The sequence below is a fragment of the Pseudomonas sp. GL_090 genome, assembly GCF_057837765.1.
Genome location: NZ_CM174452.1, coordinates 1,557,501 through 1,580,891, shown reverse-complemented (window position 1 = coordinate 1,580,891; position 23,391 = coordinate 1,557,501). Strand labels below are relative to the sequence as shown.

Below are 23,391 nucleotides of genomic sequence, written 5' to 3'. Positions count from 1 at the left end.
TTACAAGCCGCGCAAATCCCGCTCTTCGATCGGTCGGCTCTGGCGCAGACGCTTGCCGCCCAACACCACCCAGTCAATCAGCCGGAACAGGCACTCGATCCCGAACGACAGCAGCAACGCGCCGCTCATGCCCCAGACCATTGCTTCGGGCGTCAACAGGATCTGGTAGCTGTAGCCATTCCAGGTTTCCTTGCGGATATCCGGATCGGCGGCCAGCACCACTTGCAGGAAGCGGATGTACCACGGGCCCTGCATCGCCTGGAATTGCTTGTCCAGCGCCACCTGACGGGTCAGCAGGTTGCCCAGGCTGTCGGCATCGCTGCGAAAGATCGGGTCTTCGCTGGCGCGGTAATGCGCGACCAGAGCCTGCATATCCCCCTTGAAGAACTGAGTGGCGGTGTTCTGGAAGCCACTCAGACTGGCCTGCGCCTCGATCAGATGCGCCTCGACCCGCTTGGCGTAATCGCTGATGAACCCCGGCACCTGGACACCGATCAACAGGCCCGCCGCAAACAACACCAGCCGTAGATAACTGAGCAACATGGGGGTTGAATCCTTATGAGGTCTGGCCCTGGCTGACGCATTCGCCGCGTCGCCACAGGCTCCATTGACCCGGTTCGTAACGGGTCCAGGTTTCGTTTTCGGTCAAGGGTTCGGTGGCGATGACGGTCACCACATCGTTCGGCGTGGTTTCGGCCTGAAAGTCGACGATTACGTCGACATCTTTCAAGCGCGCCGGGCCAAACGGTGCGCGCCGGGTGATTTGCGCCAGTTTGGTCGAGCAATAGCAGAACAGCCAGTCGCCGTCGCTGAGCAGGCAGTTGAACACGCCTTTACTGCGGTACTCGGCGCAAGCGGCCACCAGATCCGGCAGCAATGCTTCGACCTCGACCGGTTCGGGGAAGGCCGCGCGCACACGGTTGAGCAAATCGCAGAACGCCGCTTCGCTGTCGGTATCGCCGACCGGGCGATAGAAACTGGCCGCTGGCTGAAAGTCCGCCAACTGGCCATTATGGGCGAAACACCAGTTGCGCCCCCACAGCTCACGAACGAATGGATGCGTGTTGGACAGGCAGACCTTGCCGACGTTGGCCTGACGGATGTGCCCGATCACCACTTCGCTCTTGATCGGATAACGCTGCACCAGGTTCGCGACTTCCGACTCGCAGCTCGCCGCCGGGTCCTGGAACAGCCGCAGCCCACGGCCTTCATAGAAGGCAATGCCCCACCCATCGCGGTGCGGGCCGGTGCGCCCGCCGCGCTGCATCAGCCCGGTGAAGCTGAACACGATATCGGTCGGGACATTGGCGCTCATGCCCAATAACTCACACATGCTCGGACTCTCGCTCAATCGCAGGGGCACGGTTACAGACGGGGTTCGACTCGCATCCGCTGAGGGCTGCTCGGCACCGGTGGACGACCATAACGATCATCGCCAGCACCGCCGAACGGTTGATCACCCTCAGACTCGTCGGCGCGAACGGCGGCTTTGGCGGCGGCAGCCTGTTCCTTGCGGGCGTTGGAGGCGCGTTCGATAGGGAAGCGGATAGCCACCAGCACCAGATAGAGGCCGAACGCGATCATGCCGTACATGAACAGATCGGAAATCGCCCGCCAGGCGTTGTTGCCGACCTTGAACAGCAGGTCGAGGGCGGTAATGGCGACAGCCGGTGCGACTTTGTCCTTCACCGGGTCGATGATGGTCGGGCTGAACAGCAACACGGCCATCGCCAGCCGCAGCGGCTCGCGCAGCCAACGCCACATCCAGCGGGTCAAGCGCATCCACACCAACAGGCAGCCCAAAGCGGCGAAGGCGTAGAGGCCCCAAGCGATCAGATAGTCGTTCTCGGTCATGGTGTCCATGGCAAGGCAGGCAAAGAGGCGCTTATGATAACGGCTTTTCGCCCGTCAGGCTGCATCAATGCCTTCGGTCAAAACACATAACCCTGTGGGAGCGAACTTGCTCGCGATGACGGACTGACAGTCAATATTAATATTGGATGTACTGGCCTCATCGCGAGCAGGCTCGCTCCCACAGGTTCCAAACCTGTTTCGTACACTGTTCGAGAGCCCTTCATGCCCCTATCCGCCAACATTCAAGACGCTCCGATTGCCCACATGGCTGATGGCTCCGATCCGTATGCCTGGCTGCAAGAACGCGACACCAAGGCAGTGCTTGACTACCTGAAGGCTGAAAACAGCTATCAGGAAGCGCAAACCGCCGACCAGGCCGAGCTGCGTGAAACCCTGTTCGAAGAGATCAAGGGGCGGATTCTCGAGACCGATCTGTCCCTGCCCTCGCCGTGGGGACCCTATCTGTATTACACCCGCACCACGGCGGGCGATGAGTACGCTCGGCACTACCGCTGCCCGCGTCCAGCCGATGACAGCCTGACCCTCGACGAAAGCCGCGAACAGTTGCTGCTGGACCCCAACGAACTGGCCGACGGCGGCTTCTTTTCGCTCGGAGCGTTCAGCATCAGCCCGGACCATCAGCGCCTGGCCTACAGCATCGATTCCAGTGGCGATGAGATTTACACGCTGTTCGTGAAGGAATTGTCCGACGGACGTGTCAGCGAACTGGAATTCCAGGACTGCGACGGCAGCATGACCTGGGCCAACGACAGCCTGACGTTGTTCTTTGGCGAACTGGACGACACCCATCGCCCCCACAAGCTATACCGCTATCGCCTGGACGGCACGGCGGCCGAAGAAGTGTTCCATGAGCCGGACGGGCGCTTCTTCATGCATTGCTACCGTTCAAGCTCCGAACAGCAATTGCTGCTGTCCGTGGGCAGCAAGACCACCAGCGAAGCCTGGGTCCTCGATGCCAACCAGCCGCAGCAAGCCTTTATCTGCATCGCGCCACGTGTCGAGGATCATGAGTACGACGTCGATCACGGTGTGCTCGACGGTCAATGGACCTGGTTCATTCGTAGCAACCGTGACGGTATCAATTTCGCCTTGTACACCGCCGTCGATACCGGCGCCGCTCCCACCGAAGCCGACTGGCGGAACCTGATCCCCCACAGCGACACGGTGATGATCGACGGCATCAGCCTGAACACCGGGGCCATGACCCTGAGCCTGCGGGTTGGCGGCTTGCCGGTCATTGAAGTTCACCCGCAAGGCCTGGCGCCTTATCGCGTGCAACTGCCGGATGCGGCCTACAGTCTGCACGTGCAAAACAGCCTGGAGTTCGAAAGCGAGCGGATTCGCCTGCGCTACGAAGCGTTGAACCGTCCGGCGCAAATCCGCCAGCTTGAACTGGCGACCGGCGAGCAGAAAGTCCTCAAGCAAACCCCGGTGCTCGGCCCCTTCGATGCCGACGCCTATGTCAGCCAACGCCTGTGGGCCACCGCGCCGGACGGCACGCAAGTGCCCATCAGCCTGGTGATCAAACGTGCAGACTTGGGCAAACCCGTACCGTTGTACCTCTACGGCTATGGTGCCTATGGCGAAAGCCTCGACCCGTGGTTTTCCCATGCGCGCCTGAGCCTGCTGGATCGCGGTATGGCGTTTGCCATTGCCCACGTGCGTGGCGGTGGCGAACTGGGGGAAGCCTGGTATCGCGCCGGCAAGCAGGAGCACAAGCACAACACTTTCAGCGACTTTATCGCCTGCGCCGAACACCTGATCGCCCAAGGTTTCACCACTGCACCACAGTTGGCGATCAGTGGCGGCAGCGCCGGCGGCTTGCTGATCGGCGCGGTGCTCAACCAACGGCCGCAGCTGTTTGGCGCCGCCATCGCCGAAGTGCCGTTCGTCGACGTGCTCAACACCATGCTCGACCCTGACCTGCCATTGACCGTGACGGAATACGACGAGTGGGGCAACCCTGAAGAACCGGACGTCCATGATCGGATCAAGGCCTACGCCCCGTACGAAAACGTCACCGCGCAAGCTTATCCGGCGACCCTGGTGATCGCCGGCTACAACGACAGCCGCGTGCAGTATTGGGAAGCGGCGAAGTGGGTGGCTAAATTGCGCGCGACCAAGACCGACAGCCATCCCCTGCTGCTCAAGACTGAACTGGGTGCCGGGCATGGCGGGATGAGCGGTCGATATCAGGGATTGCGTGACGTAGCACTCGAATATGCATTTTTGTTCAAGGTTCTGGGTATTGCCTGAGGAACCTGGCGCGGTGTGCCGGTCTTAACTCCACGCACCGGCGGCCGATACAACCCGTATCCCTTGTAGGAGCGAGCCTGCTCGCGATAGCGGTGGCGCATTCAACATCAATATTGAATGTGCCGGCCTCATCGCGAGCAGGCTCGCTCCTACAAAGGCCATTCAATACCCGGAACAACAGACACTACAAAAAGACCGTGACGACATGTCTGAACCAACCTTTCTGAACAACGAAATTCGCGACTGGCTGATGGATTGCGGCCTGTTCAATCAACTGCTGCCGGCAGACTTCGCCACGGCTTCGGGGTACTTCAGTATCAGCACCATTGCCCAGGGCGAGGAGATCTTCCAGGAGGGCGATGCGGGCAGCTTCATGTGCATCATCCACACCGGTCAGGTGGCAGTGCAGAAAACCAACGCTGACGGGCAGCGAGTCACCATCGCCACGTTGCGCAGCGGCCGCTCGTTCGGCGAAATGGCCGTGCTTGATGGCGAACGGCGCTCAGCCAGTTGCCTGGCTGCAAGCAACTGCCAGTTGCTCAACCTGGGCAAGGACTCGCTGGAAAAGATGCTCAACGACGCACCGAAGATCGCCGCCAAGATCATCCGCGCCCTCGCCGTGTCCCTTTCCAAACGCCTGCGCATGGCCGACGGCCAACTGCTTTCGCAGCAGGTCTAGCCGCCCGGCGACTTGACTTTCGGCGGATTGGGCTCAATCCCCGGCACGGGCTGGTCCTTGGTCGGGGGGCTCGGCATTTCAATTGGCACCAACGGCGGACCGCTACTGCCGGGGCCGACTTTAGGCAAAGGTGCCGGGCTGATCTGCGGGTACGGGGTGGGCGTCGCAGTGCCGGGTGAACCGGGCATCGGCGCGGGGCTGACGGGAATCGATTGCAGCTGTTGAGCCTGCACTGCAGTTATCGAGAGCGCGGCCAGGGCAATGACCGTTAGAATGGTGCGCTTCATCAATGGCTCCGTTGGCCTTGTCGTCATAAACAGGCTACTCCCAACTGCGTCTGTTTGCCCTCCCGAGTTCTGCCAATTTTCTTCAAGTGAGCCCCATGAAACGTTTCGTTCTGCTGGACACCACCCCCATCCCTGAAAACGGCGGCGCCCTGTGCCTGTTCGAATACGGCGAGGATTTTGTCATCAAGATCCAGGGCGGCGACGGCGGACAATTGATGAACACGCGCATGCACGGCTCCGAAGATGCCCTGGCCGAGATCCCGTGTCGCAAGGTCGCCGGTCGACCGAATTCACGGGTGCTCATCGGCGGCCTGGGCATGGGGTTCACCCTCGCCTCGGCACTCAAGCACCTGGGCAAGACCGCCGAAGTGGTGGTCGCTGAATTGGTGCCTGGTGTTGTGGAATGGAATCGCGGGCCACTCGGCGAGAAAGCCGGAAACCCGCTTCAAGACCCGCGGACCGTGATTCGCATGGAAGACGTGGCCAAAGTCCTGCAGGCCGAGCCCCAGGGTTTCGATGCGATCATGCTCGACGTCGACAACGGTCCCGAAGGCCTGACCCAGAAAGCCAACAGCTGGCTGTACTCCGCCGGCGGCCTGAGCGCCTGCGCCAAGGCCCTGAGACCAAAAGGCGTGCTGGCCGTCTGGTCGGCCAGTGCTGACCGGCAATTTTCCGACAAACTGAAGAAGGCGGGTTTCAAGGCCGAGGAAGTGCAGGTCTTCGCCCACGGCAACAAGGGCACCCGCCACACCATCTGGATTGCCGAGAAGCTCAAGGGCTAGGCTAAACTTCACCCTATAACCGTCATTAGTCTTTCTACAAAGGTGAACCCATGAGTTCGTCCACCCCGACCAACACTTCAAAGCTGGATCGCATCCTCGCCGACAACCAGCGCGACAAGGAAATGGGCTACCGCGACAAGGCCCTGAAGATGTACCCGCACGTCTGTGGCCGCTGCGCCCGTGAGTTCTCCGGCAAGCGTCTGAGCGAACTGACCGTGCACCACCGCGACCACAACCACGACAACAACCCGCAGGACGGCTCGAACTGGGAGCTGTTGTGCCTGTACTGCCACGATAACGAGCACTCGCGTTATACCGACCAGCAGTATTTCGGCGAAGGCTCGCTGAGCACGCCGAAAATCGCCAAGGCCACGCACAACCCGTTTGCGGCGCTCGCCGGGTTGATGAAGAAAGAAGACTGAAGATTTTCAGGGCTTGATCTGACCTCATCGTCGGAACGCCGCCCGGAGCAAGCTCGCTCCCACATTGTTCTGCGCCCGTCAGGACACCTCGGTCAACTGTGGGAGCGAGCTTGCTCGCGATAGCAATAGCCCTGCCACCGCCAATCTCCAAACTGACCGCTGCCGCCCAATCCCCGTATAATCGCGCTTTTTTCCCGAAAGGCACCCCGCTCGTGGCAGACAAACGGTACAGCTGCATTGGTTTGTATAACCCCAAGTCACCGGAGAACGTCGGTTCGGTGATGCGCGCCGCCGGCTGTTACGGCGTGGCGTCGGTGTTCTACACCGGCAAGCGCTATGAGCGCGCCGCCGACTTCGTCACCGATACCAAGCGCGTGCACTACGACATCCCGCTGATCGGCATCGACGACCTGAAGAAAATCCTGCCCCTCAATTGTGTGCCCGTCGCCGTGGAACTGGTCGAGGGCGCCCGCCCGTTGCCGGAATACACCCACCCCGATCGCGCGCTCTACATCTTCGGCCCGGAAGACGGATCGCTGGATAAAGAGATTCGCGACTGGTGCGAAGACGTGGTCTACATTCCGACCACCGGCTGCATGAACCTGGCCGCCACGGTCAACGTCGTGCTCTATGACCGCCTGTCCAAGGGGCTCAATACCCGTTCCGGGCCAAAATTCCGCTAATCGCCGCACATCCGATTGAACAAGCTGCCCGCCCTGGCAGTCAGCTTGACTATCGATCCCTGAAGCCTGGAGACAGACCATGAGCGAACTCAAACGCGTCGAGCGTATCGAATCCACCCCATTCCAGAGCCCTTCCGAGCAGAACGTGCAGGGCTGGGAGCGCGTCGGCTCCCTGGCCGGCGGCGTGGTGATGGTGGGCAAGGGCCTGCGTCGTGGCGGGATCTTTGGCCTGATCCAGGTGGCCATCGGCGGCGTGGCCCTGGCCCGTGGTATTACCGGCCACAGCTCGGCGAAAAGCCTGCTGGAGAAAGGCCGTCAGGACATGAACAACGTGCGGGCGAAAATCCAGCGGGCGGGTGAAGAGTTGAGCCAGTTGAAGGCCAATGCCGATGCAGCGACCAAAACCGCGACCGTTACCGGGAATGATTCCTTGAAGTCGCCGAAGGCCGGGGCTTGATCCTGGATTTGCGCTGAAGCATCTGGCCTCATCGCGAGCAAGCTCGCTCCCACAGGGGATTTGTGTACGACGCAGACCAAATGTGGGAGCGAGCCTGCTCGCGATGGCGGTGCTACTGAATCAACTCGGTATTCAGCACTTTTGAAGAACCACCGATCACGCTCTCGCTGAGCTGAACAACCGCTTTGGTATCGATATCCCCCAGCCGTATCGCCCCGCGCAGCACGTCGTCCAGCGAACGCTTGTTGTGGGTTTTCAGGCGAATCTCGCGATCCAGTTCCTGCAGCAACACCACCGCCCTGGCCACCTGCGCCGGGCCGACCTGCTCACCGCGCAGCGTGGTGACTTTCTGGCTGCTCCTGACCAGTTTGCCGTGCAGGTTTTCGTAGCGCTCATCGCTCATGCCGCCGGCCCGGCGCACCAGTTCGATGGCGTAATACTCGGCAAAGCCTTCGCCGATCCAGTCACTGCGTTGGGTGCCGTTGATCCGCCCGAACATCTGGGCCAACTCACGGACCAGGGCACTGGTACCGCTTTCGCTGACCAACGGCAGGCGACTGTTGAGGTAGATCGACTCGTGCGCCGACTGGCTGCCGCGCCACATGGGGTCATTGGCCCCGACGATCAGCAGTTTGCCCGGGTGTCGCGGATACAGCGCCTGCACTTGCGGCCAGACGAAGGTCAGCAGCGTCAGCACATCCATACGTCGCATGCCCTGCCCCAGCGGCGAAGCAACGGTGACTTCGGTCTCGCCCAGACGAGTACGGCGACTGCCGAGCTGGCCAGCGAGCATCCAGCCCGTGGGCCGGTCGAACAGTCGGGAAGGGTTATCGATACGGAATTTGTTCGGGCCGATTCGTGGCCACGCGGTTTCAACGCTTTTCCAGCCACCGGGCAGCTCGAATTCGAGGCGTGCAACCAGTTCGATGCCGTCCTGTTGATCGAGCCTGGCAGCCGGCACCAGATCGTCGCCGCGCATCAACGCCCAGTTTGGCGTCATGCGCGTGTCGAAGCCGCCGTTCTTGCGGCCGTGGTTGATGTTCACGCGGTAGGTCAGGCTGGCTTTGTCGGCGGTCGGATGCCAGACACCGCGCACCGCTTTGCCCGGGGTCAGTTGCCATTGGCCGTCAGCCTTGAAATCACTGTAGTGGCTACCGTCGCCAAGGTCGAAATCCAGGCTGCGCACCGCCGAACCCCGGGCGAGCGTCAGGCGCACCTCGGCCTGATCGCTCTGGGGCAACAGCCGCACGTGATAATCCAGATTGACCTTGTTCGCAGCCCATGCGGGCGAACTCACGACCAGTAATCCCACGACACATGCCTGCCGCCACCCCACAGCCATACACACTCCTTCGCGAAACGTCAGGCAATCAGCCCGCGCGAAAAATCAGGTGATCTTCCCAGTCATCTTCCGGCACGCTGCCTTCGGCGAGCATGCGCCCGGACTGGGAAATCCGCTCGTGATGAACGGCATCGCGATCACCGCACACCAGGTGATGCCACAACGGCAGGTCCTTGCCTTCGCTGACCAGGCGATAGCCACAGGTCGGCGGCAGCCATTTGAATTCGTCGGCCTTGCCCGGCGTGAGCTGGATACAGTCCGGAACGGAGTCTCGACGGTTGGGATAGTCCTTGCACTGGCAGGTTTTCAGGTCCAGCAGTTTGCAGGCGATGCGCGTGTAATAGACGCTGTTGTCGTCTTCGTCTTCAAGCTTTTGCAGGCAGCACAATCCACAGCCGTCGCACAGCGACTCCCATTCCTCCTGATCGAGTTGATCGAGGGTCTTGCGTATCCAGAACGGTTCTACTTTGGCGGCCATGGTTCGGGTATCGACATCAGGTGGTGAAAAGGCCGCCAGTCTAGTGCCCGTAGCCCCGCGGGCCAAGCATTGGCGACTGTCGGTAGAACGGGCTTGTCAGTTTTTGCGCTGCCAAGTAGGGTTTTGCGTTGCTCCCACTTTCAAACGTAGCCAGGAATCTCTTGATGAGTGCCAACCCACGCGTTGCCGATTACGCCATTCACCCTCAGTTCACCGATCGCTGGTCGCCCCGCGCCTTCACCGGCGAAACGATTCCAGAGGAAACCCTGCTGAGCTTCTTCGAAGCCGCCCGCTGGGCACCCTCGGCCTACAACTCGCAACCCTGGCGCTTCCTTTACGCACGTCGCGATACGCCGAACTGGGAGCGTTACCTGGGTCTGCTGAACGAATTCAACCGCAGCTGGGCGCAACATGCATCGGCCCTGGTGATCGTGATTTCGAAAACCACCTTCACCGCACCCGGCGCCAGCGAAGAAACCCCGGCCCTGTGGCACACCTTCGACACCGGCTCCGCCTGGGGCCACCTGGCCTTGCAAGCGAGCCTGAGCGGCTGGCACACCCACGGCATGGCCGGTTTCGACCAGGAGCTGACCCGCAAGGAGCTGAACATTCCCGAAGGCTACGCACTGCACGCGGCCGTCGCGGTGGGCAAGCTGGGGGACAAGGCCAGCCTGGCGGATTACCTGCAAGCCCGTGAAGAACCCAGCCCGCGTCGTCCGTTGAGCGAGTTGGCGGCCGAAGGTGACTTCACCCTCTAAGCCACTACACATAGCAATGTGGGAGTGAGCCTGCTCGCGATGAGGCCGTGTCAGTCAACGTTAATGCGAATGACACACCGCTATCGCGAGCAGGCTCGCTCCCACATTGGGTAGTGGTGATTTCAGTAACCGCGTTCGAAATCCACTTCCCCGCGCAATGCCTCTCCCGCCTCATAAGCCCGCAGGTTCTCGACAAACAGCTTCACCATCATCGACGGCGAAGTCGGTGCCGAGCTGTGCCCCGTCAGCAGCAGGCCCCAGGCCGTCCAGAACGGATGTCGCTGGGGCAAGGGTTCCTGACGGCACACGTCGATCACGGCGCCCGCCAGATGCCCTTCCTTCAAGGCATCCACCAGATCCGCATCGACCACTGCCACACCGCGCCCGGCGTTGATGAACAACCCGGTCGGCTTGAATTGCTTGAACAGCGCCGCATCGTAGACATCGTGGGTTTGCGCAGTGTTTGGCAGCAGATTGACCACGTAATCGACTTCACCGACCAACCGCGGCAAATCCGCCATCGAACCAACTTCGATAAACGGCGCCTGTTCCCGCGCGCTACTGGCCACGCCATACAACTCGACGCCGAATGGCACGAGGAACTGCGCCACACTTTGACCGATATCACCGGTGCCGACGATCAACACCTTGCGCCCCGCCAGGCTCTGGCCATGGCGACTGTCCCACTTGCGCTCGACCTGGCTGACCAACCGCGCCAGCACTTCACGTTCGTGACCGAGCATGTACGTGAGCACGTACTCGGCCATGACCTGGCCGAAGATTCCGACTGCACGGGTCAGCCGATAGTGCCGCGGCAAGCCATCGGCCAGCAGCGGCGTGATGCCGGCCCAGGTCGATTGCAGCCATTGCGGCTGATGGCCCTGGCGTAACAGGGTCGCCAGCAAATCAGGCTGGCCGAGCCACACCGGGCAATCGCCGGCCTGGCTGGCCAGTTCGGCGGAATCACCGCTGGTCAGCACCTCCAGGTCCGGTGCCGCCTCGCGCAACAGTTGGGCGTACACGGGGTAGTCGTGTTCAGCAATCAGGACGCGCATGCTTCAAACCTTTCAAAAACGGTGCAGACGGCCGCCGACAGTGCTGTGCATCCGTCGATGCGGCCATCGCTAAAATCAATCAGTGTTTCATAACCACTCTGAACAGAGCCTGTCTGCCGCTCACACCGGATCGTTGCGACGCAACAACTCTTCCGGCAAATGCTCGATGTACTCGTCTTCGGCAGGTGGCATTTGCAGGTGATAGCCCTGTTTTTCGAGGTTTTCCAGCACGACCGCGATGTCCTCGCGCGACAGCTTGCGCTCGGGGCTCAGCACCAGGTCGAACGCGTGGATGGCCTTGCCGAAGGCTGCCATCAGGGGGTCCGGCACGCGCTCCAGAGCATCGCTCTTGAGCACATACAGGTACATTTCGTTTCTCTTCGAGCTGCGGTAGATGGAACAAATACGTTTCAAGGCTGTTCTCCGGCGGTGGCCAGGCTGTCGAGCAGCGCCTGGCCCATCAACTCGCGGCGCCAGCCACGCAGCGAATCAGGCAATTGGTAGGGACCATTGGGGAAGCCGCTTTTGAGCAGCGCTTCCAGGGTTTTCTTGCGCAGCATCAGTTCCGGCGCGATGTTCAGGCGCTCGGCTTCGGCCTGGCCTATGGCCTTCATTTGTTTGAGCAGTGCAGCGGCATCCACCGGCAACGGCTCCGGCACGGCTGGCGGCCACTGATCAGGCGACACACTGCCAGAGCGCTTGATCAGATCAAGCAGAAACTCGCCGTCCTGACGCACGGTACGCGGGTGCATGTCTTCGATTTTCGCCAGGGCGCCGAGGTTATCCGGTTGCGTACGCGCCAGCGGCCACAACGAATGTTCGCGGATAATCCGGTTGCGCGGCAGGTCACGGGCCCGGGCTTCCTTTTCGCGCCAGGCGCAGAGCTCACGTAAAACGGCAAGTTGGGCGCGGGACAGCTTCCAGGCCAGCTTGGCATCCCGATAGACCTCGTACGGATCGATCTCGCGGCGCAGGTTGGCCACCAGTTCGGCGCCGTCTTCCAGGACCCAGGCGCATTTGTCGTCAGACAGCTTTGGACGCAGCTTTACGAAGACTTCAGCCAAATGCACGGCGTCTTCGGCCGCATAGCTGATCTGGGTTTCGGAAAGCGGACGTTGCAGCCAGTCGGAACGGGTTTCACCCTTGGGCAGGTCGATGCCGAGCACTTCCTGCACCAATCGCGAATAGCCCATGGAAAAACCAAGGTTCAGGTAAGCGGCAGCGAGTTGCGTATCGAACAGCGGCACCGGCAGGCTTCCGGTCAGACGTAGCAGAACTTCGAGGTCTTCGCTGCACGCGTGGACAACCTTGAGCACCGCCGGGTTTTCCAGCAACGCGGCCAATGGCTGCCAGTTGTCGATGGTCAGCGGGTCGATCAGATAGGCGCGAACACCGTCTCCGATCTGCAGCAGGCCGGCGATTGGGTAGAAGGTGTCGACCCGCATGAATTCGGTGTCGAGGGCAACGAATGGCAACTGTTGCCACTCGGCGCACAACCGTCCGAGGCTATCGTTGTCGCGAATCCAGTGAATATCGATGGCCACACGGCTCTCCCTTGAAGAATGGCGCGCAGTATATATCGCCCCCGGCGATTTCCGCGCATCCACTGAACAAGAGCGTTAGCGAAATTTACTACGTGACATACAGAATAGTCCGACAACGTCGGGCTAGCTGGTCTTACCCAGCACGTAGATCCGCATCCGCGCGCAACCGGGGAAAAAGTCCTGATGGCTGAGCAAACGAAACCCCGCCTGCCTGAACTCGCGTTCCAATCCGGTCTTGCTCGGCAACGGCCGGACCGGAACGCCCTCCACGCCTGAATGCGCGCCCTTGAAAAGGCCATCGAGGCGTAGCGCGACTATCACCGTATCGCGACTGACCCGGTAAAACTCACCCAGCATCGCCAGACGATGTTCCGGGTTATGGAGGTGCTGGAACAATTGCATGCAGAAAATACAGTCAACCGCATTCTCCGACAAGCCAATCGAGAACGCGGAGCTTTGAAAGGTCTTGACCCGCTTCAACAGGCTCTGCGAATGATGTGTCCGGGCATGATCGAGGATGTCCTGGGACGGATCCGTTGCGAGGATCACCCGATTCGCGTGCTCGGCCAGCACTGGCCAAAAACGTCCCACACCACAAGCCACATCAAGGATCAGACCAGGCTCGCCAGCGACCTTGAGTGCATTGCGCACCAGACGCTCCTCACGCCAGAGCGCCAAGCGCCCGGCCAGACTCGGCGCTTGCGGCTGAAGGCAAACGCGCGCGTGCTCCTGGTCGTAGTGCCGGGCGATCTCAAGCTCGATGGCGGATGGAGGCTGAGCGGACATGTGCAATGGCTCTTGGTGATAGTTCTACCGGCCGCAGATCTGCGGCCGCCGCGTGAAACAGAATCGGAGTACTCAATCCTTGGCCAACACGCCGTCAGTCACTGGACCACGACATCCGGTAAACATGTCCAGATCCTGGTTGTAGACCTTGCTGTTGACCTCCAGAAGCCCAAGCATCGAATGGAACAGGTTGTCCTGGCTCAGGGGCTTTTCACGGCCCTGTTGCAGACAGTGGGTATCTACCGCAAAGGACTTTTTATAGCTGTCGGAGAACCAGGCAAACATGGCTACATGCTTTTGCTGCTCCGGTGCCAGCATGTAAGGCGTGCCGTGGAGGAACAAGTTGTATTCACCCAGGGACTCGCCGTGGTCAGACAGATACAGCATCGCGGTATCCACTTTGTCCTGGTTGCTGCGAAGCAGATCGATCAGGGTCGACAGCACATGGTCGGTATAGACCAGGGTGTTGTCGTAGCCATTGACGATACTTTCGCGACTGCAATTGTTCAGGGCATTACTCTCGCAAACCGGAGTGAAGCGCTCGAACTCTTTCGGATAACGCTTGAAGTATTCCGGACCGTGGCTGCCCATCTGGTGCAATACCAGTACCGTGTCCTTGTCCAGGGTATCGATGAAGTGTTGCAGGCCTTGCAGCAGGATTTCGTCACGGCATTCGCTGTTGGCGCACAGCGCCGGGTCCTTCAGATTGCTGACGTCTTCAACGGTGACGCGATCGCAGGTACCTTTGCAGCCTGACTGGTTGTCACGCCAGATCACGTCAATACCCGCATGCTTGAGCACGTCCAGCAGGCCTTCTTCGTTTTTTGCCATGCTGGCGTTGTAGTCCTTGCGCCCCATGTTGGAGAACATGCAAGGCACCGATACGGCGGTTTCAGTTCCGCAGGAATGCACATCGGTGAAAGCGATCAGACCATCTTCCTTACTCAGTTTCGGAGTAGTGTCGCGGCTATAGCCAAGGATGCCGAAGTTCTCAGCCCTGGCACTTTCACCCACGACAAGTACTGTCAGGGATTTGCGTCCGTGAGTTTGCCAGACCGGATTAAGCCGGGCATCTTCACCGATCTTGACAAAGGGTTGCCGCGCAGTCGCTACTTTCTCGCGCAAGAAACCGGACGTGGCACCAATGTAGTTGCTTGGCACCACCATCAGGCGCAACTCGTGGTGATTGCGAAACAGCGAAGACAGGCCTTGATAGTTAACCAGTGCAACACCGCCAATGACCGCTGCCGAGGCAAAAATCACCAGAACTTTACTGAGTAGTTCACGGTGCCAGCGACGATAATTAATCGGCGCCTTCCACAATAGCCAGGACGGTAAAATGCCGAGCAGCACAATATAAACAAACAACTTTGGCGACAGTAAGTCGCGCACTTCCGTAGCATTGGTTTCAGCGAAGTTACGCAACATGCCGGTGTCGATAAGAACACCATACTGGCTCATGAAATACGCCACGCCCGCGCTGGTCATGAACAGCAGGATCAGGACCGGCTTGAGCACCGACCGGAATGCCAGCAGGGTCAGCACAATGTTGAACGCTGCGAAGATCATCACCCCAAAGGCCACACGCATGACGATGCCTTTGCCATCGGATGCAGTGATTTCGAACAGGTGCTGCCAGAGTACAAAATTGAAGCCAACTAACAAAAAAGCACTGGCAATCAGTGTCACCCATTCGGGGCGCACGGCTTTAATCTTAAGCATGAGATTCGGCGGGTCCTGAAAAAAGGTGTCTTCGGCAAATGTGAAAATTTCATTTACCGAGACAGCTCTAATTTTAGGTAGCCAACCATCAATTTTTTGTGAAAAAGAAGCCAACAATTAGTTGGCTTACTTATCCCGCCTTACACTTACAGACTATTTGAGAATGTTTCAGCTCTGGCTTAGCGTCGACTCAAGCCTGGTGCAAATACCAACGCCAGTCCTGCTCACCGACCTCCCCCATGAATTGACGATATTCAGCGCGTTTCACCGCCAGGTAGACGCCGAGGAATTCACCGCCGAAGGCTTCCCTGGCCCAACTTGAACCCTCCAGCGATCGCAAGGTGGTCAGCCAGTCTGTCGGCAACAGTTTCGTGGCCTGGGCGTAGCCGTTGCCTTCCACCGGCGCACCAGGGTCGAGTTGTTCGCGGATACCGCGATGAATACCGGCCAGAATCGCCGCAGCTGCCAGATAGGGGTTGGCATCCGCGCCACAGATTCGATGTTCGATGTGCCGGGAATACGCCGGCCCGCCAGGTACGCGCAGGCTCACGGTGCGATTGTCCACGCCCCAGGTGGCCGCCAGGGGCGCATAGCTATTGGCCTGGAATCGACGGTAAGAGTTGGCGTTGGGGCAGAACAGCAACAGCGAATCGAGCAAGGTGCTGAGCATGCCGGCAACGGCCTGCTTGAGCAGCGGCGTTCCATCCGGGGCTTCACTGGCGAAGAGGTTGTTGCCGTCCTTGTCCGCCAGGCTCACGTGCATGTGCATCCCGGTGCCGGCCAGGTCATCGAAAGGCTTGGCCATGAAGCAGGCTGTCATGCCGTGCTTGTGCGCCACACCCTTGACCAGACGCTTGTAGCGCACCGCTTCATCCATCGCCTGTAGTGCGTCGCAGCGGTGCTCGAGGGTGATTTCCACTTGCCCCGGCGCGTATTCGGAAATGGCCGTGCGCGCCGGAATCCCCTGGAGCTTGCAGGCGCTATAGAGGTCGGCCAGGAACGGCTCGATCTGTTCAAGTTCACGCAACCCATAGACCTGAGTGCCGTGCGGACGTCCGCCATCGACATCCCGTGCCGGTTGCGGCCGGCCATTGCTGTCGCGTTGCTGATCCAACAGGTAGAACTCCAGTTCCGCCGCCATGACCGGGTAATAACCTTCAGCCTGCAAACCTTCGATGACTTTAGCCAGCAAGTGGCGGGGATCGGCAATGGTGGCGGGCATTCCCTCAGTCGGGTGCATGCTGACCTGCACGGCCGCGGTCGGTATCAGGCGCCACGGCATACGCGTGAGGCTGCCGCTGATCGGGTAGGCGCGGCAGTCGATATCACCGACATCCCAGACCAGCCCGGAGTTCTCCACGTCATCGCCGTTGATGGTCAGGCCGAGGATTGTACTCGGCAATGGCCGCCCGCTTTCATACACCGTCAGCAACTCATCACGATGCAGCAGCTTGCCCCGCGGCACACCGTTGTTGTCGAGGATGAACAGCTCGAACATTTCAATATCCGGGTTCTGCTCCAGAAAGGTCAGCGCTTCTTGCTTGGTGGCAAACGAGGTCGTGGCACAACTCATGGGAACTCTCTTTTTCCGTGTCAGACAGGTACGCAAAAGCACCCGCACTTTAATCCCGCCATCGAGCGGAATATGTAGGAACAATCAGCGGAAAAAGCAGGAATCCGGCGGGCGCGCATGGCGGCAATGCCACAGCGCCCAAAAAGCCAGTTCAGAAGGAAGTGCAGAGAGGTTTGGCGCGGTGGCTGGCGTGAATCGACGACCAAGGCTCGACGCCCGAGCGTCGATGGATGCCTTGAAGTGGATTGCGACTGGCCAACCGTCCATAGAGAGAACCGCAGAAAACAGATGACCCGCAGACTCACACGATGGCTTAAGTCGTTAAATCAGGATTTGAAGAACCTTGGATATCGTCTGACTAAACATTTGGCTGCGACGTGTATTTAATTTCCAAATACTTCGCCGGAGTTTCTGATTTGCCGCCTCCAGGCCTCGCGCGCCTAATCGGAACCCTTCTGTTCAAGGTCCGATCATGGAAAACACCCGAGCCACTTCCCGCCCTGCCCTCTGGTTCATGTTCAGCATTGTCCTGGCTGCCCTGAACCTGCGCCCTTCCATGGCGGCTGTCGGGCCTCTGCTCTCGGCGATTCGCGACAACATTACGCTGAGCTTCAGTCAGGCTTCACTGCTGACCATGTTGCCGGTGACGGCCATGGGACTGGCGATGTTTGTCGGCCTGCGCATCAGCCAGCGACTCGGCGAGCAGCGCACGGTGGTGTTCTCGTTGCTGATCATCGGCGTGGCCACGGTTTCGCGCTTGTTCCTTGATTCAGCCGCGGAGCTGCTATTGAGCGCCGTGCTGGCAGGTATCGGGATCGCCCTGATCCAGGCCCTGATGCCGGCGCTGATCAAATCCCGCTTCAGCGACCACGTTGCCCTGTGCATGGGGCTCTACGTCACGTCGATCATGGGCGGTGCCGCCTTGGGTGCCTCCTTTGCGCCGCTGGTGATGGAGCGTACCGGCAGCTGGCGTATAGGCCTGGCGATCTGGGCCGTTCTCGCCGTGCTGGCATTGCTCTTCTGGCGCAGCCAAAGCGCGGGGATGCCAACACTGGATTCGAGGGCATCCAGCAAAGGTTCGTACTTCGCCAATTCTCGCGCGTGGTTACTCGCGATTTTCTTTGGCCTGGGCACTGCGTCCTACACCTGTGTTCTGGCCTGGCTGGCGCCGTACTACGTGGAAAAGGGCTGGAGCGAACAGCACGCCGGATTGCTGCTCGGGTTTCTGACCGCCATGGAAGTGCTGTCGGGCCTGCTGACGCCCGTCATCGCCAATCGCAGCCGCGACCGCCGCGTCGTGCTGATGGTATTGCTGGCACTGATCATCGCCGGATTCTGCGGACTGATTCTGAGCCCTGGGCATTTGAGCCTGATGTGGCCATGCCTGCTGGGGCTGGGCATTGGCGGCCTGTTCCCGATGAGCCTGATCGTATCGCTGGATCACCTGGACAATCCATTGCGTGCCGGTGGCCTGACCGCATTCGTTCAAGGCATCGGCTACTTGATCGCCGGCCTGTCGCCGCTGCTGGCGGGGGTCATCCGCGACCGGCTCGGCAGCTTTGAATGGGCCTGGTGGTCGCTGACGGCGGTCATGGCGCTGATGATGTTGATGGTTCTGCGTTTCAACCCAAGGCACTACACCCGCCACATCCATTGACCCGGAGCCTGCCATGAAATCCACCGGTTTCGCCGTCGCTCACGCCAGCATGCTGCTTTGGGCCTTGTTGATCGCCGCATCGTTTTCCGCGGCGGCACAAGTGAGCCAGGCCATCGACCCGATTCTGCTGACCGGTTTGCGCCTGCTGTTTTGCGCCTTGGTGTTTCTGCCATTGTTGCTGCTAAAAGGCAATGCCGTCATGACCGCCCGCGCGCTGTTCGGCCATGCTGTGCTCGGCCTGCTGCTGGCGCTGTACTTCGGTTCGCTGTTCGAAGCATTGCGCTACACCTCAGCCGTCAACATCGGGACGATGTTCACACTGGTGCCGCTGATGACCCTGTGTTTCGAAGCCGTGCTGACACCTGACAGCCGTCTGAAACAACGGATTGTGCCGATGCTGCTCGCCGCTGCCGGGGCGGTTTTGTTGATCATGAAAGGCACCGGCCCCGGCGAGTTGCCATCGCCCCATGCATTGATGGTGTACGGCATCGGTTGCCTGGCGATGGCGCTCTACGCGCCCCTCAGCCATCGCCTGAAAGCCGATAGCCTCAAGGGACGCGGCCCCGTGCCCATGACGTTCTGGAACATGCTGTTCGGTGCACTGTTCCTGCTGGTGTTCTGTGGATTGAGTGGCGGTTGGCGCTCGGCATCATTACTGACGCTCAACGATTTCTATTGGCTGATGTACCTGGCGGTGTTCGCCACACTGGCGACGTTCTGGTTGCTGCACCGGGCCATCGGCGTGATCGCACCGTCCTCGGTGATTTCCTATATCTACCTGAGCACGCTGTTCCTCACCTTGTTTCACTGGCTATGGGGGCGCCAGATGCCGCTGCCGCTGGAAGTGGCCGGCGCGGTGCTGGTAGGCCTCGGCATGTTCGCGTTATTGATGTCCAGCCGCCGCGCCGTGTCGGCGATCGTCCAGGGCTGACAGGGTCTTGGGCGAAACGTCCTGCAAGGCATTTTCCCTGCTCGCTCATTCCGCTAGGATAATTCACCCACCCTTGCGCATGGTCAGTACAAGGGACGTAGCGAGATGGAATGGATGCTCAACAGTAATTCGCTTAGAAAACTCGACATGCAGGACCTCATGGTGTTCGTCGCCGTGTATGAGCAGAACAGCGTCACCGTCGTATCCGAGACGCTCTGCGTCAGTCAGTCCACGGTGAGTTACTGCTTGAAAAAGCTGCGCACCAGTTTCGAGGACGAACTGTTCATCAATACCCGTACCGGCGGCATGCAGCCCACCGGCAAGGCCGGCGCGATGTACCCTCACGTGCTGAAAATCCTGGATAGCATCAACCTGTGTCACGCCGGCTTACCCACGTTCGACCCCGGCCTGCAGCCGGTGACCTTCAACATCTGCGCACCGGAATACTTCGAGCAACTGATCCTGCCGCGCCTGTTGAAAACCTTCGACCTCGCCGATCTTCCAGTGATGGTCAATGTGTTCAAGCTCCAGACCGATATCCCTGCCGAAGCGTTGCGCGAAGGCAGCCTGGACCTGGTGATGTGCTTCGGCCCGAACTTTCATCGCAGTCACGTCGATTTCAAATCACAAACGCTGCTCGAAGATGACCTGGTGTGTGTGTTCGACAAACGCGCCACGCCGGCGGAACCACGTCTGAGCCTGCAAACCTATGTCGAACGTCGACACGTGTTCCCGACACCCTGGACGTCCGCCACCAACATGGTCGATGGCTGGCTCGCGCAGCAGGCACAACAGCGCCAGATCGTTGCACGCGCCAACAGCTACAGTGCAGCGCTGAAGCTGATTACCGGCACCGACTATGTCCTGACCCTGCCCCGGCGCATCCAGCGATTGCTGGCCAGTGCAGACACCTTCAAGCACTGTGAAGCGCCCGAAGGCTTGCCAGGTTTCACCCTCGACATGCAGTGGAGCCAGGGTGTCGATCAGGACAGCGCCAGCACCTGGTTGCGAACGCAAGTGATCCAGGCCTGCGTCGAGCAGGAATCAGCCTGATGTTCAGTTGTTAATGGCGGTCTTGCTGTAGGAGTCGCGATCAATGTCGAGAATTTCCACGCACAACTGGACCTCAATGCTGCTCGGCCACTCACACAGGTCCCGCACCACCGCCAGCAGGCTTTCAGACAGCTGTTTTTTGATCTCAGCGGAACGACCACTCAACAGCGCCAGTTTCACATGCACGAACGCCCGCTCAGCCAGTGCTGTGCCGACCTTGAATGTATTGACCTTGACCGCGCGACTCTTGATGTCGAATTCGGCAGCAAACTGACCGGAACCCACCAACGTATTGTTCAACCGCATCAATGCCACATCGGCATTCAGATCAGTCAGGTTGGCGGTGTATTCCATGTGCAGGTGAGGCATGAGTCAGTTCCTGTAAGTGGGTGGAGAGGTCGTACATATAACACAGCACCGCCCCGTTCATTCAGGCAGTGGCAAAACGGCACGCTCACTCATGAAGGCTTCCAGGCGCGAGCGCAACCAGCGCTCGGCAGGGTCGCTATCGACATGACTGAGCCAGACCATGGACAGGTCCAGGGTAGGTGTCTGGATGGGAAAGGGTTCCTTGAACAGCACTCCCGATGCCGCCATCGCCTCGGCGGTGTAGTCCGGCAGGCTGGCAATCAGGTCCGTCCCGGCAAGCAGGGCTGGCAAAGAGCTGTATTGCGGTACCGAGAGCACCACCTGGCGCGTACGGCCGATGTCCGCCAGCCACTCGTCGGCGTAGCCACTGACGTTGGCGGTATGGGACACCAGCACGTGCGGTCGCGCGCAATATTCATCGAGGGTCAGCGGTGTGTCAGAGGCATCGGCGCGTAAAATGCTGGGCTGGATGTGCCGCAGCAACTTGCGCTTGGCATTGGCCGGCAAGCCACGGGTCTGGCTGATACCCACCGTGATATCGCCGGACGCGAGCAAGTCGGGAATCCGCCAGTAATCGACATGCTGCACAACGAACACGACGTTGGGCGCTTCCTGGCGCAACGCTCGCAGCAATGGCGGCAACAGCCCGAACTCGACATCGTCGGACAACCCTATGCGGAATGACATCGTGCTGCTGGCCGGGTCAAAATCATGGGTCAGGCTCAAGGCCACGGACAAGGAGTCCAGCGCCGGCGACAAGTGCCTGATGATCTCCTCGGCCCTTGCCGTCGGCTCCATGCGATGGCCAACGCGTATGAACAGCGGATCATTGAACATCGCACGCAAGCGGTTGAGCGCCGAACTGATGGTCGGCTGACCGAGAAACAGCTTCTCCGCCACCCGAGTGACATTGCGCTCGAGCATCAGCGTTTCGAATACCACCATCAGGTTGATATCCGCCTTGCGAAGTTCGTTGCGATTCATCCACTGCCCCCCGATCCCCAAATCTGCTGACAGTTTAGGTAGCGGATGGGACTGCCGTCTATCCGACTCAGGTTCAATAGTCTGATACGGTGTACGAACTTTTCCGCGGACAAAAACAAAACCCCAACTGCTTTCGCAATTGGGGTTTCGGAATTTAATCTTGACGATGACCTACTCTCACATGGGGAAACCCCACACTACCATCGGCGATGCATCGTTTCACTGCTGAGTTCGGGATGGGATCAGGTGGTTCCAACGCTCTATGGTCGTCAAGAAATTCGGGTACCGAATCGTGGCCGGTTGGCCGCGCTTCAGCAAATTGGGTATGTGACAGCAGGTGTTTTGTGAGCATCTCGAACTTTCGGTTCGTTTCGTCTTCACACACCGCAATCTGATGCTCTTTCGAGTAGTCAAATTGCTTGGGTGTTATATGGTCAAGCCTCACGGGCAATTAGTATTGGTTAGCTCAACGCCTCACAGCGCTTACACACCCAACCTATCAACGTCGTAGTCTTCGACGGCCCTTCAGGGGACTCAAGGTCCCAGTGAGATCTCATCTTGAGGCAAGTTTCCCGCTTAGATGCTTTCAGCGGTTATCTTTTCCGAACATAGCTACCCGGCAATGCCACTGGCGTGACAACCGGAACACCAGAGGTTCGTCCACTCCGGTCCTCTCGTACTAGGAGCAGCCCCTCTCAAATCTCAAACGTCCACGGCAGATAGGGACCGAACTGTCTCACGACGTTCTAAACCCAGCTCGCGTACCACTTTAAATGGCGAACAGCCATACCCTTGGGACCGGCTTCAGCCCCAGGATGTGATGAGCCGACATCGAGGTGCCAAACACCGCCGTCGATATGAACTCTTGGGCGGTATCAGCCTGTTATCCCCGGAGTACCTTTTATCCGTTGAGCGATGGCCCTTCCATACAGAACCACCGGATCACTAAGACCTACTTTCGTACCTGCTCGACGTGTCTGTCTCGCAGTCAAGCGCGCTTTTGCCTTTATACTCTACGACCGATTTCCGACCGGTCTGAGCGCACCTTCGTACTCCTCCGTTACTCTTTAGGAGGAGACCGCCCCAGTCAAACTACCCACCATACACTGTCCTCGATCCGGATAACGGACCTGAGTTAGAACCTCAAAGTTGCCAGGGTGGTATTTCAAGGTTGGCTCCACGCGAACTGGCGTCCACGCTTCAAAGCCTCCCACCTATCCTACACAAGCAAATTCAAAGTCCAGTGCAAAGCTATAGTAAAGGTTCACGGGGTCTTTCCGTCTAGCCGCGGATACACTGCATCTTCACAGCGATTTCAATTTCACTGAGTCTCGGGTGGAGACAGCGCCGCCATCGTTACGCCATTCGTGCAGGTCGGAACTTACCCGACAAGGAATTTCGCTACCTTAGGACCGTTATAGTTACGGCCGCCGTTTACCGGGGCTTCGATCAAGAGCTTCGCGTTAGCTAACCCCATCAATTAACCTTCCGGCACCGGGCAGGCGTCACACCCTATACGTCCACTTTCGTGTTTGCAGAGTGCTGTGTTTTTAATAAACAGTCGCAGCGGCCTGGTATCTTCGACCGGCGTGGGCTTACGGAGCAAGTCCTTCACCCTCACCGGCGCACCTTCTCCCGAAGTTACGGTGCCATTTTGCCTAGTTCCTTCACCCGAGTTCTCTCAAGCGCCTTGGTATT

At 59.5% G+C, this 23,391-nt stretch carries 24 protein-coding genes and 2 rRNA genes (1 of these 26 cut by a window edge); 10 read left to right on the top strand and 16 right to left on the bottom strand.

What is annotated here, in order from left to right:
• The 3 genes from AC3ITA_RS07040 to AC3ITA_RS07030 are packed head-to-tail and all read right to left on the bottom strand — an operon-like array spanning position 1 to position 1,863.
• Positions 1–543 (bottom strand): DUF2937 family protein, encoded by a 543-nt coding sequence (locus AC3ITA_RS07040; protein ID WP_150673551.1) that lies wholly within the window; start codon positions 541–543, stop codon positions 1–3.
• Positions 544–556: 13 nt separating this feature from the next.
• Positions 557–1,333 (bottom strand): class II glutamine amidotransferase, encoded by a 777-nt coding sequence (locus tag AC3ITA_RS07035; RefSeq protein ID WP_095945363.1) that lies wholly within the window; start codon positions 1,331–1,333, stop codon positions 557–559.
• A 32-nt stretch (positions 1,334–1,365) separates the two neighbouring features.
• A complete protein-coding gene (locus AC3ITA_RS07030; protein WP_095945364.1) occupies positions 1,366–1,863 on the bottom strand; it encodes an MFS transporter in 498 nt (165 codons plus the stop codon).
• 213 nt (positions 1,864–2,076) lie between these two features.
• On the opposite strand from AC3ITA_RS07030, the gene AC3ITA_RS07025 reads away from it, so the two are divergent.
• Positions 2,077–4,131, top strand: coding sequence for a S9 family peptidase (locus tag AC3ITA_RS07025; protein WP_095945365.1), 2,055 nt, complete (start codon positions 2,077–2,079; stop codon positions 4,129–4,131).
• A 205-nt stretch (positions 4,132–4,336) separates the two neighbouring features.
• Positions 4,337–4,810: a cyclic nucleotide-binding domain-containing protein gene (locus AC3ITA_RS07020; protein WP_489279848.1), complete on the top strand. Its 474-nt coding sequence runs from the start codon at positions 4,337–4,339 to the stop codon at positions 4,808–4,810.
• Here the strand turns inward: AC3ITA_RS07020 and AC3ITA_RS07015 are convergent.
• Positions 4,807–5,097, bottom strand: coding sequence for a hypothetical protein (locus tag AC3ITA_RS07015; protein ID WP_008049201.1), 291 nt, complete (start codon positions 5,095–5,097; stop codon positions 4,807–4,809). The genes AC3ITA_RS07020 and AC3ITA_RS07015 overlap by 4 nt on opposite strands.
• Before the next feature lie 95 nt (positions 5,098–5,192).
• Between AC3ITA_RS07015 and AC3ITA_RS07010 the strand changes: the two genes are divergently transcribed.
• From AC3ITA_RS07010 to AC3ITA_RS06995, 4 genes are all read left to right on the top strand, one after another.
• Positions 5,193–5,879 (top strand): spermidine synthase, encoded by a 687-nt coding sequence (locus AC3ITA_RS07010; RefSeq protein ID WP_046043858.1) that lies wholly within the window; start codon positions 5,193–5,195, stop codon positions 5,877–5,879.
• 50 nt (positions 5,880–5,929) lie between these two features.
• Positions 5,930–6,301: a YajD family HNH nuclease gene (locus tag AC3ITA_RS07005; RefSeq protein WP_007944009.1), complete on the top strand. Its 372-nt coding sequence runs from the start codon at positions 5,930–5,932 to the stop codon at positions 6,299–6,301.
• Positions 6,302–6,513: 212 nt separating this feature from the next.
• Positions 6,514–6,984: an RNA methyltransferase gene (locus tag AC3ITA_RS07000; RefSeq protein ID WP_046043857.1), complete on the top strand. Its 471-nt coding sequence runs from the start codon at positions 6,514–6,516 to the stop codon at positions 6,982–6,984.
• 79 nt (positions 6,985–7,063) lie between these two features.
• On the top strand, positions 7,064–7,441 hold the full coding sequence (locus tag AC3ITA_RS06995; RefSeq protein WP_414929232.1) for a YgaP family membrane protein: 378 nt from the start codon (positions 7,064–7,066) through the stop codon (positions 7,439–7,441).
• Between the two features lie 112 nt (positions 7,442–7,553).
• Here AC3ITA_RS06995 and AC3ITA_RS06990 read toward each other — a convergent pair whose 3' ends face one another.
• Both AC3ITA_RS06990 and AC3ITA_RS06985 read right to left on the bottom strand, forming a co-directional pair.
• Complete coding sequence (locus AC3ITA_RS06990; protein ID WP_489279846.1) at positions 7,554–8,783, bottom strand: hypothetical protein; 1,230 nt, start codon at positions 8,781–8,783, stop codon at positions 7,554–7,556.
• A gap of 28 nt (positions 8,784–8,811) precedes the next feature.
• Entirely contained in the window at positions 8,812–9,261 is a 450-nt protein-coding gene (locus tag AC3ITA_RS06985; protein ID WP_095945369.1) for a YcgN family cysteine cluster protein, read from the bottom strand.
• 164 nt (positions 9,262–9,425) lie between these two features.
• Here AC3ITA_RS06985 and AC3ITA_RS06980 point away from each other — a divergent pair, with 164 nt between their 5' ends.
• On the top strand, positions 9,426–10,019 hold the full coding sequence (locus AC3ITA_RS06980; protein ID WP_095945370.1) for a nitroreductase family protein: 594 nt from the start codon (positions 9,426–9,428) through the stop codon (positions 10,017–10,019).
• A 122-nt stretch (positions 10,020–10,141) separates the two neighbouring features.
• On the opposite strand, the gene AC3ITA_RS06975 is transcribed toward AC3ITA_RS06980, so the two are convergent.
• From AC3ITA_RS06975 to AC3ITA_RS06950, 6 genes are all read right to left on the bottom strand, one after another.
• Positions 10,142–11,074, bottom strand: coding sequence for a D-2-hydroxyacid dehydrogenase (locus AC3ITA_RS06975; RefSeq protein ID WP_095945371.1), 933 nt, complete (start codon positions 11,072–11,074; stop codon positions 10,142–10,144).
• A 120-nt stretch (positions 11,075–11,194) separates the two neighbouring features.
• Positions 11,195–11,488 (bottom strand): YcgL domain-containing protein, encoded by a 294-nt coding sequence (locus AC3ITA_RS06970; RefSeq protein ID WP_033048390.1) that lies wholly within the window; start codon positions 11,486–11,488, stop codon positions 11,195–11,197.
• Positions 11,485–12,618, bottom strand: coding sequence for a ribonuclease D (gene rnd, locus AC3ITA_RS06965; protein WP_095945372.1), 1,134 nt, complete (start codon positions 12,616–12,618; stop codon positions 11,485–11,487). The genes AC3ITA_RS06970 and rnd overlap by 4 nt, the downstream gene beginning before the upstream one ends.
• A 123-nt stretch (positions 12,619–12,741) precedes the next feature.
• Entirely contained in the window at positions 12,742–13,404 is a 663-nt protein-coding gene (locus AC3ITA_RS06960; RefSeq protein WP_489279844.1) for a class I SAM-dependent methyltransferase, read from the bottom strand.
• 72 nt (positions 13,405–13,476) lie between these two features.
• Positions 13,477–15,126: a phosphoethanolamine transferase gene (locus AC3ITA_RS06955; RefSeq protein ID WP_095945374.1), complete on the bottom strand. Its 1,650-nt coding sequence runs from the start codon at positions 15,124–15,126 to the stop codon at positions 13,477–13,479.
• A 190-nt stretch (positions 15,127–15,316) separates the two neighbouring features.
• Positions 15,317–16,699 carry a glutamine synthetase family protein gene (locus AC3ITA_RS06950; protein ID WP_414929228.1) on the bottom strand — a complete coding sequence of 461 codons (1,383 nt, stop codon included), beginning with the start codon at positions 16,697–16,699 and terminating at the stop codon, positions 15,317–15,319.
• Between the two features lie 472 nt (positions 16,700–17,171).
• Between AC3ITA_RS06950 and AC3ITA_RS06945 the strand changes: the two genes are divergently transcribed.
• The 3 genes from AC3ITA_RS06945 to AC3ITA_RS06935 all read left to right on the top strand — a co-directional run bounded on the left by AC3ITA_RS06945 (position 17,172) and on the right by AC3ITA_RS06935 (position 20,340).
• Entirely contained in the window at positions 17,172–18,356 is a 1,185-nt protein-coding gene (locus AC3ITA_RS06945; protein WP_489279843.1) for a cyanate transporter, read from the top strand.
• Between the two features lie 13 nt (positions 18,357–18,369).
• Positions 18,370–19,287: a DMT family transporter gene (locus tag AC3ITA_RS06940; RefSeq protein WP_489279841.1), complete on the top strand. Its 918-nt coding sequence runs from the start codon at positions 18,370–18,372 to the stop codon at positions 19,285–19,287.
• Positions 19,288–19,401: 114 nt separating this feature from the next.
• Positions 19,402–20,340 carry a LysR family transcriptional regulator gene (locus AC3ITA_RS06935; protein ID WP_150673558.1) on the top strand — a complete coding sequence of 313 codons (939 nt, stop codon included), beginning with the start codon at positions 19,402–19,404 and terminating at the stop codon, positions 20,338–20,340.
• Positions 20,341–20,343: 3 nt separating this feature from the next.
• Here the strand turns inward: AC3ITA_RS06935 and AC3ITA_RS06930 are convergent, their stop codons facing one another.
• From AC3ITA_RS06930 to AC3ITA_RS06915, 4 genes are all read right to left on the bottom strand, one after another.
• A complete protein-coding gene (locus AC3ITA_RS06930) occupies positions 20,344–20,709 on the bottom strand; it encodes a 5-carboxymethyl-2-hydroxymuconate Delta-isomerase (RefSeq protein ID WP_095945380.1) in 366 nt (121 codons plus the stop codon).
• A gap of 57 nt (positions 20,710–20,766) precedes the next feature.
• Positions 20,767–21,693 (bottom strand): LysR substrate-binding domain-containing protein, encoded by a 927-nt coding sequence (locus tag AC3ITA_RS06925; RefSeq protein WP_095945381.1) that lies wholly within the window; start codon positions 21,691–21,693, stop codon positions 20,767–20,769.
• A 158-nt stretch (positions 21,694–21,851) separates the two neighbouring features.
• Positions 21,852–21,967: ribosomal RNA gene (gene rrf, locus AC3ITA_RS06920) — 5S ribosomal RNA — on the bottom strand.
• Between the two features lie 156 nt (positions 21,968–22,123).
• Positions 22,124–23,391 (bottom strand): 23S ribosomal RNA (locus AC3ITA_RS06915); it runs 1,624 nt beyond the window's last position.

What these genes read in the sequence shown, in the direction of transcription:
- AC3ITA_RS07040 (WP_150673551.1), bottom strand. Translation starts at nt 543, where the DNA reads ATGTTGCTCAGTTATCTACGGCTGGTGTTGTTTGCGGCGGGCCTGTTG.
- AC3ITA_RS07035 (WP_095945363.1), bottom strand. Translation starts at nt 1,333, where the DNA reads ATGTGTGAGTTATTGGGCATGAGCGCCAATGTCCCGACCGATATCGTG.
- AC3ITA_RS07030 (WP_095945364.1), bottom strand. Translation starts at nt 1,863, where the DNA reads ATGGACACCATGACCGAGAACGACTATCTGATCGCTTGGGGCCTCTAC.
- AC3ITA_RS07025 (WP_095945365.1), top strand. Translation starts at nt 2,077, where the DNA reads ATGCCCCTATCCGCCAACATTCAAGACGCTCCGATTGCCCACATGGCT.
- AC3ITA_RS07020 (WP_489279848.1), top strand. Translation starts at nt 4,337, where the DNA reads ATGTCTGAACCAACCTTTCTGAACAACGAAATTCGCGACTGGCTGATG.
- AC3ITA_RS07015 (WP_008049201.1), bottom strand. Translation starts at nt 5,097, where the DNA reads ATGAAGCGCACCATTCTAACGGTCATTGCCCTGGCCGCGCTCTCGATA.
- AC3ITA_RS07010 (WP_046043858.1), top strand. Translation starts at nt 5,193, where the DNA reads ATGAAACGTTTCGTTCTGCTGGACACCACCCCCATCCCTGAAAACGGC.
- AC3ITA_RS07005 (WP_007944009.1), top strand. Translation starts at nt 5,930, where the DNA reads ATGAGTTCGTCCACCCCGACCAACACTTCAAAGCTGGATCGCATCCTC.
- AC3ITA_RS06995 (WP_414929232.1), top strand. Translation starts at nt 7,064, where the DNA reads ATGAGCGAACTCAAACGCGTCGAGCGTATCGAATCCACCCCATTCCAG.
- AC3ITA_RS06990 (WP_489279846.1), bottom strand. Translation starts at nt 8,783, where the DNA reads ATGGCTGTGGGGTGGCGGCAGGCATGTGTCGTGGGATTACTGGTCGTG.
- AC3ITA_RS06985 (WP_095945369.1), bottom strand. Translation starts at nt 9,261, where the DNA reads ATGGCCGCCAAAGTAGAACCGTTCTGGATACGCAAGACCCTCGATCAA.
- AC3ITA_RS06980 (WP_095945370.1), top strand. Translation starts at nt 9,426, where the DNA reads ATGAGTGCCAACCCACGCGTTGCCGATTACGCCATTCACCCTCAGTTC.
- AC3ITA_RS06975 (WP_095945371.1), bottom strand. Translation starts at nt 11,074, where the DNA reads ATGCGCGTCCTGATTGCTGAACACGACTACCCCGTGTACGCCCAACTG.
- AC3ITA_RS06960 (WP_489279844.1), bottom strand. Translation starts at nt 13,404, where the DNA reads ATGTCCGCTCAGCCTCCATCCGCCATCGAGCTTGAGATCGCCCGGCAC.
- AC3ITA_RS06955 (WP_095945374.1), bottom strand. Translation starts at nt 15,126, where the DNA reads ATGCTTAAGATTAAAGCCGTGCGCCCCGAATGGGTGACACTGATTGCC.
- AC3ITA_RS06950 (WP_414929228.1), bottom strand. Translation starts at nt 16,699, where the DNA reads ATGAGTTGTGCCACGACCTCGTTTGCCACCAAGCAAGAAGCGCTGACC.
- AC3ITA_RS06945 (WP_489279843.1), top strand. Translation starts at nt 17,172, where the DNA reads ATGGAAAACACCCGAGCCACTTCCCGCCCTGCCCTCTGGTTCATGTTC.
- AC3ITA_RS06940 (WP_489279841.1), top strand. Translation starts at nt 18,370, where the DNA reads ATGAAATCCACCGGTTTCGCCGTCGCTCACGCCAGCATGCTGCTTTGG.
- AC3ITA_RS06935 (WP_150673558.1), top strand. Translation starts at nt 19,402, where the DNA reads ATGCTCAACAGTAATTCGCTTAGAAAACTCGACATGCAGGACCTCATG.
- AC3ITA_RS06930 (WP_095945380.1), bottom strand. Translation starts at nt 20,709, where the DNA reads ATGCCTCACCTGCACATGGAATACACCGCCAACCTGACTGATCTGAAT.
- AC3ITA_RS06925 (WP_095945381.1), bottom strand. Translation starts at nt 21,693, where the DNA reads ATGAATCGCAACGAACTTCGCAAGGCGGATATCAACCTGATGGTGGTA.